General features: G+C 69.2%; 13 protein-coding genes and 1 tRNA gene. 3 read left to right on the top strand and 11 right to left on the bottom strand.

All coding sequences use genetic code 11. The annotated features are described in order from the left end of the window. Positions 1-40 precede the first annotated feature (40 nt). The 5 genes from BLT97_RS21505 to BLT97_RS21485 are packed head-to-tail and all read right to left on the bottom strand — an operon-like array spanning position 41 to position 3,980. On the bottom strand, positions 41-1,546 hold the full coding sequence (locus tag BLT97_RS21505; RefSeq protein ID WP_093612714.1) for a class E sortase: 1,506 nt from the start codon (positions 1,544-1,546) through the stop codon (positions 41-43). Continuing rightward, positions 1,543-2,181 (bottom strand): aminodeoxychorismate/anthranilate synthase component II, encoded by a 639-nt coding sequence (locus BLT97_RS21500; protein ID WP_093612712.1) that lies wholly within the window; start codon positions 2,179-2,181, stop codon positions 1,543-1,545. Before BLT97_RS21500 ends, BLT97_RS21505 begins: the two co-directional genes overlap by 4 nt. Further along, positions 2,181-2,387 carry a hypothetical protein gene (locus BLT97_RS21495; protein WP_093612710.1) on the bottom strand — a complete coding sequence of 69 codons (207 nt, stop codon included), beginning with the start codon at positions 2,385-2,387 and terminating at the stop codon, positions 2,181-2,183. The genes BLT97_RS21500 and BLT97_RS21495 overlap by 1 nt, the downstream gene beginning before the upstream one ends. A gap of 55 nt (positions 2,388-2,442) precedes the next feature. Next, complete coding sequence (locus BLT97_RS21490) at positions 2,443-3,156, bottom strand: class E sortase (protein WP_093612783.1); 714 nt, start codon at positions 3,154-3,156, stop codon at positions 2,443-2,445. 56 nt (positions 3,157-3,212) lie between these two features. After that, positions 3,213-3,980 carry a DUF881 domain-containing protein gene (locus BLT97_RS21485; protein WP_093612708.1) on the bottom strand — a complete coding sequence of 256 codons (768 nt, stop codon included), beginning with the start codon at positions 3,978-3,980 and terminating at the stop codon, positions 3,213-3,215. Between the two features lie 154 nt (positions 3,981-4,134). Here BLT97_RS21485 and crgA point away from each other — a divergent pair, with 154 nt between their 5' ends. After that, positions 4,135-4,392 (top strand): cell division protein CrgA, encoded by a 258-nt coding sequence (gene crgA, locus BLT97_RS21480; RefSeq protein ID WP_093612706.1) that lies wholly within the window; start codon positions 4,135-4,137, stop codon positions 4,390-4,392. A 70-nt stretch (positions 4,393-4,462) separates the two neighbouring features. On the opposite strand, the gene pknB is transcribed toward crgA, so the two are convergent. The 6 genes from pknB to BLT97_RS21450 form a co-directional block, all read right to left on the bottom strand. Next, on the bottom strand, positions 4,463-6,499 hold the full coding sequence (gene pknB, locus BLT97_RS21475; RefSeq protein ID WP_093612704.1) for a Stk1 family PASTA domain-containing Ser/Thr kinase: 2,037 nt from the start codon (positions 6,497-6,499) through the stop codon (positions 4,463-4,465). A 170-nt stretch (positions 6,500-6,669) separates the two neighbouring features. Then, positions 6,670-8,130: a peptidoglycan D,D-transpeptidase FtsI family protein gene (locus BLT97_RS21470; RefSeq protein WP_093612702.1), complete on the bottom strand. Its 1,461-nt coding sequence runs from the start codon at positions 8,128-8,130 to the stop codon at positions 6,670-6,672. Next, positions 8,127-9,548 carry an FtsW/RodA/SpoVE family cell cycle protein gene (locus tag BLT97_RS21465; protein WP_093612700.1) on the bottom strand — a complete coding sequence of 474 codons (1,422 nt, stop codon included), beginning with the start codon at positions 9,546-9,548 and terminating at the stop codon, positions 8,127-8,129. Before BLT97_RS21465 ends, BLT97_RS21470 begins: the two co-directional genes overlap by 4 nt. Before the next feature lie 27 nt (positions 9,549-9,575). Next, a complete protein-coding gene (locus tag BLT97_RS21460; RefSeq protein ID WP_245769449.1) occupies positions 9,576-11,063 on the bottom strand; it encodes a PP2C family protein-serine/threonine phosphatase in 1,488 nt (495 codons plus the stop codon). A 120-nt stretch (positions 11,064-11,183) separates the two neighbouring features. Then, complete coding sequence (locus BLT97_RS21455) at positions 11,184-11,705, bottom strand: FHA domain-containing protein FhaB/FipA (RefSeq protein ID WP_093612696.1); 522 nt, start codon at positions 11,703-11,705, stop codon at positions 11,184-11,186. Positions 11,706-11,715: 10 nt separating this feature from the next. After that, positions 11,716-12,546, bottom strand: a complete 831-nt coding sequence (locus BLT97_RS21450; protein WP_093612694.1) for an FHA domain-containing protein — start codon at positions 12,544-12,546, stop codon at positions 11,716-11,718. A 490-nt stretch (positions 12,547-13,036) separates the two neighbouring features. Between BLT97_RS21450 and BLT97_RS21445 the strand changes: the two genes are divergently transcribed. Together BLT97_RS21445 and aspT are read left to right on the top strand one after the other, a co-directional pair. Beyond that, positions 13,037-13,123 (top strand) — tRNA-Leu (locus BLT97_RS21445). A 206-nt stretch (positions 13,124-13,329) separates the two neighbouring features. Then, positions 13,330-15,012, top strand: coding sequence for an aspartate-alanine antiporter (gene aspT / locus BLT97_RS21440; RefSeq protein ID WP_093612692.1), 1,683 nt, complete (start codon positions 13,330-13,332; stop codon positions 15,010-15,012). Positions 15,013-15,024: the final 12 nt, after the last annotated feature.

The raw sequence follows: 15,024 nt of genomic DNA, 5'->3' as shown, positions 1-15,024 counted from the left end.
GTCGTTTGTCCTGCCCCGTCTTCGTACGACTCGTCGTGTGTCATTCAACCAGCGCGGGGGGCTTGCCCTTCTCGCGCGGCCGCTCCTCGGCCAGCTCGCCCCAGACGATCATGCGATACGTACTGGTGAACTCCGGTGTGCACGTGGTCAGCGTGATGTACCGGCCGGGCTTGGTGAACCCCGATCCCTTGGGGACCGGGTCGAGCACCGCGACGTTGTCGGGCGTCGTCTGCGGCAGGATGCTCGCCATCTTGTAGACGTAGTACTTGTTCTGCGTCTCCACGACGATCGGGTCGCCCGGCTTCAGTTTGTTGATGTAGCGGAACGGTTCGCCATGGGTGTTGCGGTGGCCGGCCACCGCGAAGTTGCCCTGCTTGTCCTCGGGCATCGCGGTTTTGATGCTCTCCTCGCCGTAGTGCCCGACCATGCCGCGGTCGAGCACCTTGGGCTTGCTGATGCCCTCGGCGATGGGCACGACGACGTCCAGCTTGGGGATGTGCATCAGAGCGAAGCCCTGGCCGGGCTCGAAGGCGCCGGGCTTGCCCTTGCCCTTCGCCCAGTTCTCCTGGATCTTGTCGGCCTCGGCGCCGGCCTGCTGCTCGGCCCGGATGTTGGTCCACCACAGCTGGTACGTGACGAACAGCAGCATCAGGACGCCGATGGAGATGAACACCTCGCCGAGCGCCCGGCTGGCCAGCACCGCGGGGCTCGGCTTCTTGGCGCGCTCGGCCCGCCGCGCCTCCAGCCGCGAGAGGCCGGGCACGGGCTTGCGCAGCGAGCGGCGGGTGTCGGAGGTCCGCAGGCCGACGGTCTGGTCATCGGTGGCGGGCAGCGGGTCCTCGTCGCGCGAGCGGCGCAGCCCGACGGTCTGCCCGGACACGGCCGGCGGGACGGTGCCGCCGAGACTCACGGTCTCGCCGGAGACGGCGGACGCCGTGGGGGCCGGTCCGGTCCGGTCGTACATCGCCTCGTACGCGGAGGCGTCCATGGCCGGGCGCTGGGCCGCGGCCTGGGATATCGGGTCGGTGTACGCCGGGTCGGTGTACTCCGGGTCCGAGTACGGAGTCGCCTGCGAGGCTTCCGTATACGCGGCACCCGCAGGTGAGGGATCCGCATACGGGGCCGTCTGCCCCCCGTACGCGGCACCGCCCCCATAGGAGCCGCCCTCCGCATACCCGGTCCCGTACGAGGTCTCCTGCGGCCCCTGCGCCCCGTACCAGTCCCGCTGGAACCCCTCCGGGTCGTACCACTCCTGCTGCGGCTCCTGGCGGGCCTGGGCGGGAGCAGGGTCGGCGGGGGCGGAGGCGGGGGTCCCGGTCGCGGAGGCGCGAAACCACGGCGAAGGGTGCTGCCCCGGCAGCGGGTCGTTCAGCGGATCGTCGAGCCGCTCCACCTCGGCCTCGAACGCGGCACGCTCCCCATAGGAGCCCGGGCCGTTGCCGTACGCACCGTCTCCGTACGCCCCGTCCCCGTACGCGCCCGAGCCGCGATCCCCGTACGCGTCGCCGTACGGGGTACCGCCCTGCTCAGGTCGCGTGGACGTCACGCGGTGGCCCTGCCCACAACGGGGGCGAGGCCTTCCGAGCGGGCCACCGCCTCCGTATCGCCGCACTGGACCAGCCAGTTGGCGAGCATCCGGTGGCCGTGCTCGGTCAGCACCGACTCGGGGTGGAACTGCACGCCCTCCACCGGCAGTTCGCGGTGGCGCAGGCCCATGATGATGCCGTCCTCGGTGCGCGCGGTGATCTCCAGCTCGGCCGGGAAGGCCCCGGGCTCCGCGGCGAGGGAGTGGTAGCGGGTCGCGGTGAACGGCGAGGGCAGGCCCGCGAACACACCGGCCCCCTCATGCCGTACGAGCGAGGTCTTGCCGTGCAGGAGCTCCGGCGCGCGGTCCACGACACCGCCGTACGCCACGGCCATCGACTGCATGCCGAGGCAGACTCCGAAGACCGGGACGCCGGTCGAGGCGCAGTGCTTCACCATCTCGATGCAGACACCGGCCTGTTCGGGCGCACCGGGCCCGGGGGACAGGAGCACACCGTCGAAGCCGTCCTGCGCGTGCGCGGTCGACACCTCGTCGTTGCGCACGACCTCGCACTCGGCGCCCAGTTGGTACAGGTACTGGACGATGTTGAAGACGAAGCTGTCGTAGTTGTCGACGACCAGGATGCGCGCGCCCATCACAGGGCCCCCGCGCCCGCGGCGGCCGCACCGGCCCCCGCGCCCATGCCTTCGTCGACCGTCACGTCGTTGAACGGAAGCAGCGGCTCCGCCCACGGGAAGACGTACTGGAACAGGACATAGACCACGCCCAGGATGAGCAGCAGCGAGATGAGTGCCTTCACCCAGGCATTGCCCGGGAGATGCCGCCAGATCCAGCCGTACATGCTGTCCCTTCCGTTGACGTACGCCCCGTCCCTTCCGCTGACGTACGCCACCAGCCTAACGGCGCAGCGCCTCCGGTTTCCCGGCGTCCACAGGCTGAGTGGAATCGAGGTGCGCCCAGACGATCAGCCGGTGGCTGTGCCCCCACTCCGGCTCACAGGTCGTCAGGGTGAGATACCGCCCAGGTCCGTCGAAACCGGACTTGCGCGGCACCGGATCGATCACCGCGACATCGCTGGGCAGCGTCTTGTACGGCTTCTCGTTCTCGATGCGGTACGTGAACCAGGTCCGCCCGTCGTTGAGGACCACCGCATCGCCCTTGCGCAGCTTCGGGAAGTCCTTGAACGGGTCGCCGTACGTGCGCCGGTGGCCGGCCACCGCGAAGTTCCCCTTCTGGCCGAGCTGCGCGGTGTTCGCGTAGTGCCCGAGGCCTTTCTTCAGGGTGTTGGTCTTCGTGTTCTCCAGGACGGGCTTGCTCCAGCTGTCACCGAGCCGCGGGATGTACATCACGGCGAAGGGCTTGCCGTCCTCGTACGGCTCGGGCGCCGGCGGGTTCGCGTCGTCCGGCACCTCGGCGCTGCCGCCCGCCGCCTCCAGCTCGGCGCTGGTCATCGCGCCGTTGGCCCACCGGTCCTGGAGCTCGTCGATCTGGCTGTCCATCGCGGCATCGGCCTTGATGCCGGTCCAGTACAGGACATACGTCACGAACAGCACGATCAAGGCGCCGAAGGTGATGCACAGTTCGCTGAAGGTCCTGACGATCACTCGCACCGACACGGGCCGGTCCCTCCCCGACGCCTACTCCCCGACGCCCACTTCACGGGCTGCTACTCCACAGGCTGTGCGTAATGGAGATCCACTGTGCCCGAGTAGCCGGGAAGAGTCACTGCCCCCGGTTCGTCGACTTTCCAGCCGAGGCCGTACGCCTTCACGTAGAGGAGGTAGTTCTGGATCTCCGGCGAGGCGTTCAGCGCCTTCTTGAGCTTCCCGGGGTCGCCTACCGCCGTGATCTTGTACGGGGGCGAGTAGACGCGGCCCTGGAGGATCAGGGTGTTGCCCACGCAGCGCACGGCGCTCGTGGAGATCAGGCGCTGGTCCATGACCTGGATGCCCTCGGCGCCGCCCTTCCACAGGGCGTTGACCACGGCCTGGAGGTCCTGCTGGTGGATCACCAGGTCGTTGGGCGAGGGCTCGGGGTAGCCGGGCAGCTTGGCGGTGGCGTCCGGCGGGGCGTCGGCGAGGGTCACGGAGACGGCCTCGCCCTCGAGCTTCTTGGTGCCGGCGTCCTTCTCCAGCTTCTTGAGCTCGGCCTCCTCCTCGGCCGATGCCCCGTTGTCCCGCTCGGCCAGCGCCTCCACGTCGCCGCGCAGCGAGCCGAGGGACTCCTCCAGGCGCCCGTTCTTGTGGCTGCGCTCCTGGATCAGGTCGGAGAGCTTGAGCAGCGAGGCATCCGTACGGATATTGGTGCCTTTGGCCGTGTTGAAGCTCGTGACGAAGATGAGCCCGGCGAGCGCGAAGACGCCCGCGGTGAGCACTCTCACCGGCCGCCGCCCCGGTCGGCGGCCCTCGTCGGGGCTGTCGGCAGAATTGCTCAACGTACCCTTACTCCTTACGGCGCCGCGGAAGCACTACGCTAACGGACGCCCGGGGGAAGCAAACGGTCCCCCATACGTGCCCGCCCCGCTCGGCGCGGCCAGCCACAACACGTTCCCTGCGCGGCCACGCAGCGCATCGACAGGAGAGACCCTCGTGCCGAAGTCACGTATCCGCAAGAAGGCCGACTACACGCCGCCGCCGTCGTCGAAGCAGTCGGCCGCCATCAAGCTGACCAACCGCAGCTGGGTCGCCCCGGTGATGCTGGCGCTGTTCCTCGTCGGCCTCGCCTGGATCGTGATCTTCTACGTCACCGACACCCGGCTCCCGATCGAGGCGTTCGGCAACTGGAACATCGTCGTGGGCTTCGGCTTCATCGCGGCGGGGTTCGGCGTCTCGACGCAGTGGAAGTAGCGGCCGCTTCGTAGGGCCGCAAAAGGGCGGGGCCTCTCCGAATGGAGAGGCCCCGCCCTTTTGTCTTGCGCTACTCCTCGTCGCTGCGGCTCAGACCGGACTGGCCGAAGATCGTGCCGCCGTCCTGGCCGCCGTCCTGGCCGCCGTCCTGACCCCCGTTGCCGCCGTTGCCGCCGCCACCGTCGGTGGTCTGGAGGGCCACCGCCGAACCGGAGGGCACCGGGGAGCCCGGACCCGGGTTGGAGATCACGACGATCGCGTCGTCGTCGCGAGGCCCGTTGATCTGGCCGACGGTGAGACCGGCGTCCTCGATCGCCTTGCGCGCGTCCTTCAGCTTCATCGTGCTGACCGGAGGCACGGCGACCTGCTCCTGCGCCTTGGCGACGGTGAGCGTCACGGTGGAACCCTTGTCGACCGGGGTGTTGCCCGTGGGGGTCTGGCCGACCACCTGGTTGGGCGGTACGTCAGCACGCGGCTCTTCCCGGACCTCGACCTTGAAGCCCAGGTCCTGGAGCGCCTGACGGGCCTGGTCGAGCTGCTGATTGACCACGTTCGGCACCGTCTCCTGGGCCTTCTCCTTCGCCACGGTGAGCGTGATCTTGGAGCCCTTCTCGACTTCCTCGCCGGACTGCGGGTCCGTCTTGAGCACCTCGCCCGGCTCCGCCGCCGAGGTCTCCTTGCTCTCGACCGTGACGTCGAAGTTGTAGTCCTCGCCCTCGAGCTCCTTGCGGGCGTCGTCCACTTGGTCGCCGATCACATTCGGCACCGCGACCTTCGGCGCGCCCTTCGAGACGGTGACCTCGATGGTGTCGCCCTTGTCGACCTTGCCGCCCTGGCCGGGTTCCTGCTTGCAGATCTGGCCCTTGGGGACGTCCTCGTCCTCGCACACCGCGCTGGTGTCCGAGAGCTTCAGCCCCACGTTGTCGGCCTGCTGCTTGGCCTCGTCGAGCGTCTGGCCGATGAAGTTCGGCACGCTGACCTGGTCGCTGCCGCCGTCGTTGCCGCTGAAGACGACCTTGCCGATGAGGATCGCGCCGACGAGCACGAGGATGCCGGCGATGACGAGCAGGGCCGTGGAGGCGCCGCCCTTCTTCTGGCGGCGGCGGTCGGGGCGGTCGTCGTAGCCGTAGCCGCCGTCGTCCGGGTTCATCGGGGGCAGCATCGAGGTCTGCGCGCCGCCGTTCTGCGGGCGCAGCATCGCGGTCTGCTGGTCGTCGGGGTGGCCGCCGTAGCCCACCGCGCCCATGGCCGCGGTGGCCGCGACGGGCTGGCCGTCGAGGCAGGCCTCGATGTCGGCGCGCATCTCGTCGGCGGACTGGTAGCGGTAGTCGGGGTCCTTGACCAGGGCCTTCAGGACGATGGCGTCCATCTCGGGCGTGATCTCGGGGTCGAACACCGACGGGGGCTGGGCCTCTTCCCGTACGTGCTGGTACGCCACCGCGACCGGGGAGTCGCCGACGAACGGCGGCCGCACGGTGAGGAGTTCGTAGAGCAGACAGCCCGTGGAGTAGAGGTCGGAGCGCGCGTCGACCTGCTCGCCCTTGGCCTGCTCCGGGGAGAGGTACTGGGCGGTGCCGATGACGGCGGCGGTCTGGGTCATCGTCATGCCGGAGTCGCCCATGGCGCGGGCGATGCCGAAGTCCATCACCTTGACCTGGCCGCTGCGCGTCAGCATGACGTTGGCGGGCTTGATGTCGCGGTGGACGATGCCGGCGCGGTGCGAGTACTCCAGGGCCTGGAGGATGCCGACGGTCATCTCGAGCGCGCGCTCGGGCAGCAGCTTGCGCCCGGAGTGCAGCAGCTCGCGGAGCGTGGAGCCGTCGACGTACTCCATGACGATGTACGGGATGGAGACCCCGTCGACGTAGTCCTCGCCCGTGTCGTAGACCGCCACGATCGCGGGATGGTTGAGCGAGGCGGCCGACTGGGCCTCCCGGCGGAACCGGGCCTGGAACGACGGGTCGCGCGCGAGGTCCACCCGCAGCGTCTTCACCGCCACGGTGCGGCCGAGCCGGGTGTCATGCGCGAGGTAGACCTCCGCCATGCCACCACGGCCGAGCACCTGGCCCAGCTCGTACCGGCCGCCGAGGCGACGCGGCTCTTCCATAGCTACCTACCAGCCCTCTCCGTCAGTCCCGACCGCACCCATGTGTGGTCCGGCGGTGTGCTGTCCCGGCATACCGTACCGGCCCGCCCTGGCATGATCTGGCCGCGGCGGTGGTCTGATACAGGACCGGTACCGCAGTGACCGGCGTCACTCCTGCTGTCGATGTGCCGTCACTCGGCCCCGTTCAGCACCGCCTGCATCACGTTCTTCGCGATCGGAGCGGCCAGGCCGCCACCGGAGATGTCCTCGCGGTGGGCGTCGGAGTCCTCGACCACCACGGCGACCGCTACCGGCGAACCGTCGGCGGTCTTCGCATAGCTGATGAACCAGGCGTACGGCTTCTCGCTGTTGTCGACGCCGTGCTGCGCGGTGCCGGTCTTGCCGCCGACGGTCACGCCCGGGATCTGGGCGTTCCGGCCGGTGCCGCTCTGCACGACCGTCTCCATCATGTCCTGCAACTGCTGCGCGTTCCCCGCGGACAGCGGGCGGCTGAGCTCCTTGGGGCTGTGCCGCTCGATGGTGTCGAGGTTCGGCGCCTGCAACTCGCTGACCATGTACGGCTCCATCAGCTTGCCGTCGTTCGCGATCGCAGACGTGACCATCGCCATCTGGAGCGGGGTCGCGGCGGTCTCGAACTGGCCGATGGAGGACAGCGCGGTCTGCGGCTTGTCCATCTGCGTCGGGAAGTTGGAGGCGGTGGCGCGGACCGGGACGAACTGCTCCTCGTTGAAGCCGAACTTCTCCGCGGTCTCCAGCATCTTGTCCTTGCCGAGATCCGAACCGATCTTGCCGAACACGGTGTTGCAGGAGATCCGCAGCGCCTCGCGCAGGGAGACGTCCTTGCACTGGATCGGGCCCTCGTTCTTGAGCTCGGTCCGGGTGTCCGGCAGCGTCCAGGGCTGCGGCGAGTCCGTCTTCTCGTCGGGGTCGTCGTACAGGCCGTGCTCCAGGGCCGCGGCGGCGGTGACGACCTTGAAGGTCGAGCCCGGCGGATACGTCTCGCGCAGTGCCCGGTTGAGCAGCGGCTTGTTCTTGTCGCTCTCCAGGGAGGTCCAGGCCTCCTGGTCGGCCTTGCCGTTGCCCGCGAAGCGCGAGGGGTCGTACGAGGGGGTCGAGGCGAGGGCGAGGATCGCGCCGGTCGACGGGTCGATCGCGGCGACGGCGCCCTTCTTGCTGCCGAGGCCCTCGTACGCGGCCTTCTGCGCCGCCGCGTTGAGCGTGGTGACGACCCGGCCGCCCTCCTTCTTCTTGCCGGTCACCATGTCGAGGGTGCGGCGGAAGAAGAGCCGGTCGTCGTTGCCCGTGAGGATGCCGTCCTCGATGGACTCGATCTGGGTGGCGCCGTAGGCCTGCGAGGCGTAGCCGGTCACCGGGGACCACATCGCGCCGTTCTTGTATGTCCGCTTGTACGCGAAGTCGCTGCCGGTGGTCCGCTCGGAACCGGTGATCGTCTTGCCGCCGACGATGATGTCGCCGCGCTCCTGCGCATAGCGCTCGATGAGCACGCGCCGGTTCTTCTCGTGCGTGCGCAGTTCGTCGGCCTTGACGTACTGGAGCCAGTTGTCGCGGATGAGCAGGGCGAGCACCAGCAGACCGCAGAAGATCGCGATCCGCCGCAGGGGCTTGTTCACGGGCGTACTACCTGGGTCATTTCGGCGTCGGGGTTCGCGGCCGGGGCCGGCGCGGGACGCCGGGCCGTGTCGCTGATACGGATCAGGATGCCGATCAGCGCCCAGTTGGCAATCACCGACGAACCACCGGCCGCGAGCCACGGCATGGTCATACCGGTCAGCGGGATGAGACCCATGACGCCGCCCGCGACGACGAAGATCTGCAGCGCGAAGGCGCCGGACAGGCCCGCCGCGAACAGCTTGCCGAAGGGGTCGCGCGCGGCCAGGGCCGTGCGCACACCGCGCTCGATGATCAGGCCGTAGATGACCAGGAAGGCCATGACGCCCGCGAGGCCGAGCTCCTCGCCGACGGTGGCGAAGATGAAGTCGGCGTTGGCGGCGAAGCCGATCAGGTCCGAGTTGCCCTGGCCCAGGCCCGTGCCGAGCACGCCACCGGAGCCGAAGGCCATGATCGACTGGCCGATCTGCTCACAGGCGCCGGAGGTGGCGTAGCAGCCGAAGGGGTCGAGCCAGGCGTCCACACGGGCCTGCACGTGACCGGCGGTGGAGGCCACGCCGACCGCGCCGGCCATCGACATCAGCAGACCGATGACGATCCAGCTGGTGCGCTCGGTGGCCACGTACAGCATCACGACGAACATGCCGAAGAACAGCAGCGACGTACCGAGATCGTTCTCGAAGATCAGGATGAGCAGCGAGACCGCCCAGATCACCAGGATCGGGCCGAGGTCGCGGCCGCGCGGCAGGTACAGGCCCATGAAGCGGCGGCTGGCGAGCGCGAGGGCGTCGCGCTTGACCATCAGGTAGCCGGCGAAGAAGACGGCGATGACGATCTTCGCGAACTCACCGGGCTGGATGGAGAACCCGCCGACGCGGATCCAGATCTTCGCGCCGAACACGTCGGTGCCGATGCCCGGGACCAGCGGCAGGAGCAGCAGGAACAGGGCGAAGATCATCGAGATGTACGTGAAGCGCTGCAGGATGCGGTGGTCCTTGAGCAGCAGCAGGACGCCGACGAACATCGCGATGCCGACGGCGGAGTACATCAGCTGGTTGGGGGCCGCGGGGTTGAACTGGCCGAACGCGTTCTCCTGCAGCTGCTGAAGGCGCTGCGACTGGTCGAGACGCCAGATCAGCACCAGGCCGAGCCCGTTGAGCAGGGTGGCGAGCGGCAGCAGCAGCGGGTCGGCGTACGGCGCGAACTTGCGCACCACGAGGTGCCCGACGGCGGCGAGCAGACCGAGGCCGAGGCCGTAGCCGATCATGCCGGTGGGCATCGTGCCGTCGATCGCCAGACCGACGTTGGCGTAGGCGAAGATCGGGATGAGTACGGCGAAGACGAGCAGGGCCAACTCGGTGTTGCGCCTGCTCGGAGCGCCGATCGCGCCGATGGTCGAAGTGTGTGTCGTACTGCTCATGAGTAGGCGGGGCCCCCAGCGCCCCTGTTAATTCTTGTCGCAGTTGACCACCAGCTGCTGCTCCTCCTCGGAGAGGCTGGGGCCGGGCGTGGGTGAGGGCGCCTTGTTCGCGGACTGGTTCGTGGGACCGCCGGTGGTACCGCCGGCCTCGCCCTCGCCGGTGCGCGCATTGTTCTCGTCCTCGGCCTTGCGGCGTTCCTCCGCCTTCTTGCAGGCCGAGGCCTGGGTGCCGAGGTCCTTGATCTTCTGGTTGGCCTCGGGCAGACCGCCCGCGGTGATCGTCTCCTCGACCTGCTTGCGCTGGTACGGCGGCAGGTACTTGAGCTCGATCTCCGGGTGGTCCTTCTCCACCTCGGACAGGCTCACCCAGGCCAGGTCCTGGCTGATGCCGCGGTACAGCGCGACGTGGCCTTTGTTTGCCCCGACGTAGTACTGCGTCTGCGTCCAGCGGTGGCCGGCGTACAGACCGCCGCCGATGACGGCGAGCGCGAGCACGAGGAAGAGCGATCTCTTGATCCACTTCCCGCGGCCGCCGCGCTTGACGAAGTCCTCGTCGCTGTACGCGCCGAAGGCCCCCTCCGGTGCGTACGCGTCCGGCTCACCGGAGCCGGGAGGCCCGAAGGCGCCGCCCTGTCCGCCGTGCGGCTGCGGAGGAACGGGACGCCCGAGACCCGAGGCGCGTCCGGCCGGGGTCTGCATGGCGCCGTTGTCCTGCAACTGCTGCTGGTTCTCGGCCACGGCGCCCACGACGACGGGGGTGTCCGTGATGTGGCCGGCCAACGTGTCATTGCCGTCGATGTCGAGGACGTCGGCCACGATGCACGTGATGTTGTCCGGGCCGCCGCCGCGCAGCGCGAGCTGGATCAGCTCCTGCACGGTGGCCTGCGGGCCCTGGTACGACGCGAGGGTCTCCTCCATCGTCTGGTGCGAGACCACACCGGACAGACCGTCGGAGCAGATCAAGTACCGGTCGCCGGCGCGCACTTCACGGATCGACAGGTCGGGCTCGACGTGGTCGCCGCTGCCGAGCGCGCGCATCAGGAGTGAGCGCTGCGGGTGCGTGGTCGCCTCGTCCTCGGTGATCCGGCCCTCGTCGACAAGGCGCTGCACCCAGGTGTGGTCCTGCGTGATCTGGGTCAGGACGCCGTCGCGCAGCAGGTACGCGCGCGAGTCGCCGACGTGCACCAGGCCGAGCCGCTGGCCGGTCCAGAGCAGCGCGGTGAGCGTGGTGCCCATGCCCTCGAGCTGGGGGTCCTCCTCGACCATCACGCGCAGCTGGTCGTTGGCCCGCTGCACGGCGTCGCCGAGCGAGGTCAGGATGTCCGAGCCGGGGATGTCGTCGTCGAGCGCGACGATGGTGGAGATGACCTCGGAGGAGGCCACCTCGCCGGCGGCCTGGCCGCCCATGCCGTCGGCGATCGCGAGGAGGCGGGGACCGGCGTAGCCCGAGTCCTCGTTGCCCTCGCGGATCATGCCTTTGTGCGATCCGGCGGCGAAGCGCAGTGACAGACTCATACGCACCTCGCCTGTCGGCTCCGGGTACATCCGCACAGCGCCCACCCTCCGGTCGGGAGCGCGCACAGGTCCTGCCTCAGGACCGCGTCGGCTCGCTCGCTCCGCTCGCTCATTCTCGTACTACTTCCGCAGCTCGATGACGGTCTTGCCGATGCGGATCGGCGCGCCAAGCGGGATCGGTGTGGGGGTGGTCAGACGGGTCCGGTCGAGATACGTGCCGTTGGTGGACCCGAGATCCTCCACGATCCACTGACCGGCGTTGCCGGAGTCCGGGTAGATCCTGGCATGCCGGCTCGACGCATAGTCGTCGTCCAGCACGATCGTCGAATCGTGCGCACGGCCCAGCGTGATGGTCTGGCCCTGCAGCGCGACGGTGGTGCCGGACAGGGTGCCTTCGGAGACGACCAGCTTCGTGGGGGCGCCACGGCGCTGACGGCCGCCGCCGCCCTGCTGGCGCGGCGGCGCCGGAGCGGCCTGGCGGCCACCCTGCGCAGGGCGTGCGTCGGCCCCCCGCCGCGCGCCGCGCTGCGTGACTCGTGTGCCGAACAGGTCGCTGCGGATGACCTGGATGGCCACGAACACGAACAGCCACAGGACTGCCAGGAAACACAGCCTCATGACCGTCAGGGTCAGCTCTGACATTGCCCCCGCTTCACCCTTCGGCTTGTCGGTAAATGATCGTCGTACTGCCCACGACGATCCGCGAGCCGTCGCGGAGCGTAGCGCGGGTGGTGTGCTGCCCGTCTACCACGATGCCGTTGGTAGAGCCGAGATCCTGGATCGTCGAGGGCGCTCCGGTCCGGATCTCACAGTGCCGGCGCGAGACGCCGGGGTCGTCAATCCGTACATCCGCCTCGGTGCTCCGGCCAAGGACCAGGGTCGGGCGGGAGATCTGATGGCGCTGGCCATTGATCTCGATCCAGCGCCGCGTCTGGGCGCCGGGAAGCGGCCCGGCGCCGCCCTGCGGGCGTGCGGGCGCGGGTCCGCGACCGCCGCCGGGGGGCGGGGCCGCGGGCATCGGAGGGGCACCGGCCGGCGGGTAGCCGTAGCCGCCCTGCGGTCTGGACGGTGCCTGCGGGGCGCCCTGGGGGCCGCCCGGCTGTGAGGTGGACGAGGCGAGCGTGCGGCTGCGGACGCGGTACAGACCCGTGTCCAGGTCGTCCGCCTTCTCCAGGTGCACCTTGATGGGGCCCATGAAGGTGTAGCGCTGCTGCTTCGCGTAGTCGCGCACCATGCCGGACAGCTCGTCACCGAGCTGCCCGGAGTAGGGGCTCAGGCGCTCGTAGTCGGGCGGGCTGAGCTCCACGATGAAGTCGTTGGGCACGACGGTCCGCTCGCGGTTCCAGATCGTGGCGTTGTTGTCGCACTCGCGCTGCAGCGCGCCCGCGATCTCGACCGGCTGGACCTCCGACTTGAACACCTTGGCGAAGGTGCCGTTGACCAGACCTTCGAGTCGCTGCTCGAACTTCTTCAGGACTCCCATGGGGCACCTCCTCCGTCGTTCCTGTCGTTGCTTTCTTCGTACCGCTTACTGATCGTATCCACGCGCCGGGAAATCGGCTGGTTCCCCTTCTCTGCCCTGCGCAGGGGTGTCGCCTCTCACAACGGCCGGGGCCGCCGGTTCGTGCCACGTCTGCGCGACTGCGTCTCCGTAGTCCTGTGCTGCTCCCACCTCTGCCGTCCCCGCCCGCCGGATACGGGAGGTCTTCCCGCTCCGTACGGAAGGCTTCCCGCAGTGGTGCGGTGCCCGCGCCTCCACGGATCGTAGAGGGGGGCCTTGGACAGTGTCCCGCACTCGCGGCGCTGCCCTCCTGCGGTGGGCGGGCGGACGGCCCTCGCGGGCGGGAGACGCGCGGTGCCCCAGAGGGCAGGTGCCCCCACAAAGGGATGTGAACCCACCCTGTCCGGCGTGCTAATCTTCAGATGTCGCCAGGCGCTCCCCCGGGAGCAGGAAGCCGAACGGCAACACCCATGCGCGGGTGGCGGAATAGGCAGACGCGCTGGATTCAGGTTCCAGTGCCCGCAAGGGCGTGGGGGTTCAACTCCCCCCTCGCGCACCAGTCGGAGAGCCCGGCATCGTGATCACGATGCCGGGCTTTCTGCTGTGGTGGCACGATGCGCGCCGTTGTGCCTGCCGGGAAGCCCGGGCCCCGGGGCGACGCTTTCGGGTGCTGACCAGATGTGGGGCTTGTCACGTGCGCTTATGTTTTCGCGTATGGGACATTCCTCACTTAATGCCGCTCGCGTGAGCGGGTCCTGAGCCGCCATGGGCGTCATCAAGGACCACCCCGAATTCGCGCTCTTCATCTCGCTCGCCCTCGGCTACCTCGTGGGCAAGGTCCGGGTCGGGCCCATCACCCTGGGCGGCATCTGCGGCACGCTGATCGTGTCCCTGCTGCTCGGTGCGTGGACCAAGGCCGAGGTGGCCGACGACGTGAAGACCGTGTTCTTCGCGCTGTTCATCTTCGCGCTGGGCTACATGGCAGGCCCTCAGTTCTTCGCGAACCTGAACCGCAAGAGCCTGCGCTTCTTCGCGCTCTGCGCCATCGAGGTCGTGTGCGTGCTCGGCATCGCCATCGGGCTCGCCAAGGCCTTCGACCTCGACGTCGGTACGGCCTCCGGCATCCTCGCCGGCGCCGCCACCGAGTCCGCGGTCGTGGGTACGGCCACCGAGGCGATCGGCAAGCTGGGCGACCTCACCCCGGAGCAGATCACCCAGTACCAGGGGCACGTGGCCACCGCGTACACCGTCTGCTACCTCTTCGGCCTCATCACGATCGTCCTCTACACCAGCCAGATCATGCCGAGGCTGCTGCGGACCGATCTGCGCGAGGCCTCGCGTGAGCTGTGGGAGAAGATGCGCGGCGGCTCGGGCGGTCTGGAGCACGACGAGCGGCCCGCCATGCCGGGACTCGTCGGGCGCACCTACCTGGTGACCGCCGCGGACGGGCGCGCGGTCGGCGATCTGGAGCGGGCCATGGACGGCCGGATCACCGTGGAGCAGATCAAGCGCGGCAGCAGGATGCTCACGCCGGCGCCCGAGCTCACCCTGACCCTGTCCGACCTCGTCCTGATCGTGGGCCAGCGGGCCAACGTCATCGAGGCCGGACGCGAGGTCGGCGTCGAGACACCCGGCGTCCCCGGCATGGACTCACCTCTTGCCACCACCCAGGTCGCGCTCACCGACAAGGACGTCGAGGGCAGGAACCTCGACCAGCTGATCAAGGAGCACCCCGAGTTCCTCAAGGACGGCGTCTATGTCACCGAGGTGCTCCGCGGCGACCAGCTGATGCCCGCGAACGGGGACACCGTGGTGCACCGCGGTGACGTCCTCACGCTGACCGGTGCCCGCTCGGGCCTGGCCAAGCTGACCGACAAGATCGGCGCGGTCGTCAAGAACGACGCGACGGACTTCATCTACCTCGGCCTCGGCATCGCGGCCGGCTCCCTGCTCGGCCAGCTCGTCGTCCACTTCGGCGACGTCCCGATGTCGCTCGGCACCGGCGGCGGCTGCCTGGTCTCGGGACTGCTCTTCGGCTGGTTCCGCTCGCGCAAGCAGACCTTCGGCGCGTTCCCGCCGCAGGCCGCGACCACCATCAAGGACATGGGCCTCGCGGTCTTCATCGCGTGCACCGGCCTGGTGTCCGGGCCGCAGGCCGGACCGCTGCTCAAGGAGTACGGGGCGCTGCTGCCGTTCGCCGGGATCGCGATGGTCCTGGTCCCCGCCACGATCTCGCTGATCGTGGGCCGCAAGCTCCTGAAGATCGAGACGCCGCTGCTCATCGGTGCCATCGCGGGCCAGCAGTGCTCCACACCCGCCATCACGGCGGTCACCCAGACGGCACAGAGCTCCGTACCGATGCTCGGCTACACGATCACGTACGCGCTCTCCAACTTCCTGCTGCCGCTGACCGGTCCGCTGCTCGTCGGCATCCTCGGGGCCTCGTAGGAGGAAAGGGCG

This window comes from Streptomyces indicus, from assembly GCF_900100315.1.
Taxonomy (GTDB): domain Bacteria; phylum Actinomycetota; class Actinomycetes; order Streptomycetales; family Streptomycetaceae; genus Streptomyces; species Streptomyces indicus.
The sequence above is the reverse complement of the archived record's forward strand: the minus strand, read 5'-3'. Positions and strand labels throughout refer to the sequence as shown.

Coding starts and splice junctions, on each gene's coding strand:
- BLT97_RS21460 (WP_245769449.1), bottom strand. CDS start 11,063: ATGAGTCTGTCACTGCGCTTCGCCGCCGGATCGCACAAAGGCATGATC.
- aspT (WP_093612692.1), top strand. CDS start 13,330: ATGGGCGTCATCAAGGACCACCCCGAATTCGCGCTCTTCATCTCGCTC.
- BLT97_RS21465 (WP_093612700.1), bottom strand. CDS start 9,548: ATGAGCAGTACGACACACACTTCGACCATCGGCGCGATCGGCGCTCCG.
- BLT97_RS21450 (WP_093612694.1), bottom strand. CDS start 12,546: ATGGGAGTCCTGAAGAAGTTCGAGCAGCGACTCGAAGGTCTGGTCAAC.
- pknB (WP_093612704.1), bottom strand. CDS start 6,499: ATGGAAGAGCCGCGTCGCCTCGGCGGCCGGTACGAGCTGGGCCAGGTG.
- BLT97_RS21500 (WP_093612712.1), bottom strand. CDS start 2,181: ATGGGCGCGCGCATCCTGGTCGTCGACAACTACGACAGCTTCGTCTTC.
- BLT97_RS21495 (WP_093612710.1), bottom strand. CDS start 2,387: ATGTACGGCTGGATCTGGCGGCATCTCCCGGGCAATGCCTGGGTGAAG.
- BLT97_RS21455 (WP_093612696.1), bottom strand. CDS start 11,705: ATGTCAGAGCTGACCCTGACGGTCATGAGGCTGTGTTTCCTGGCAGTC.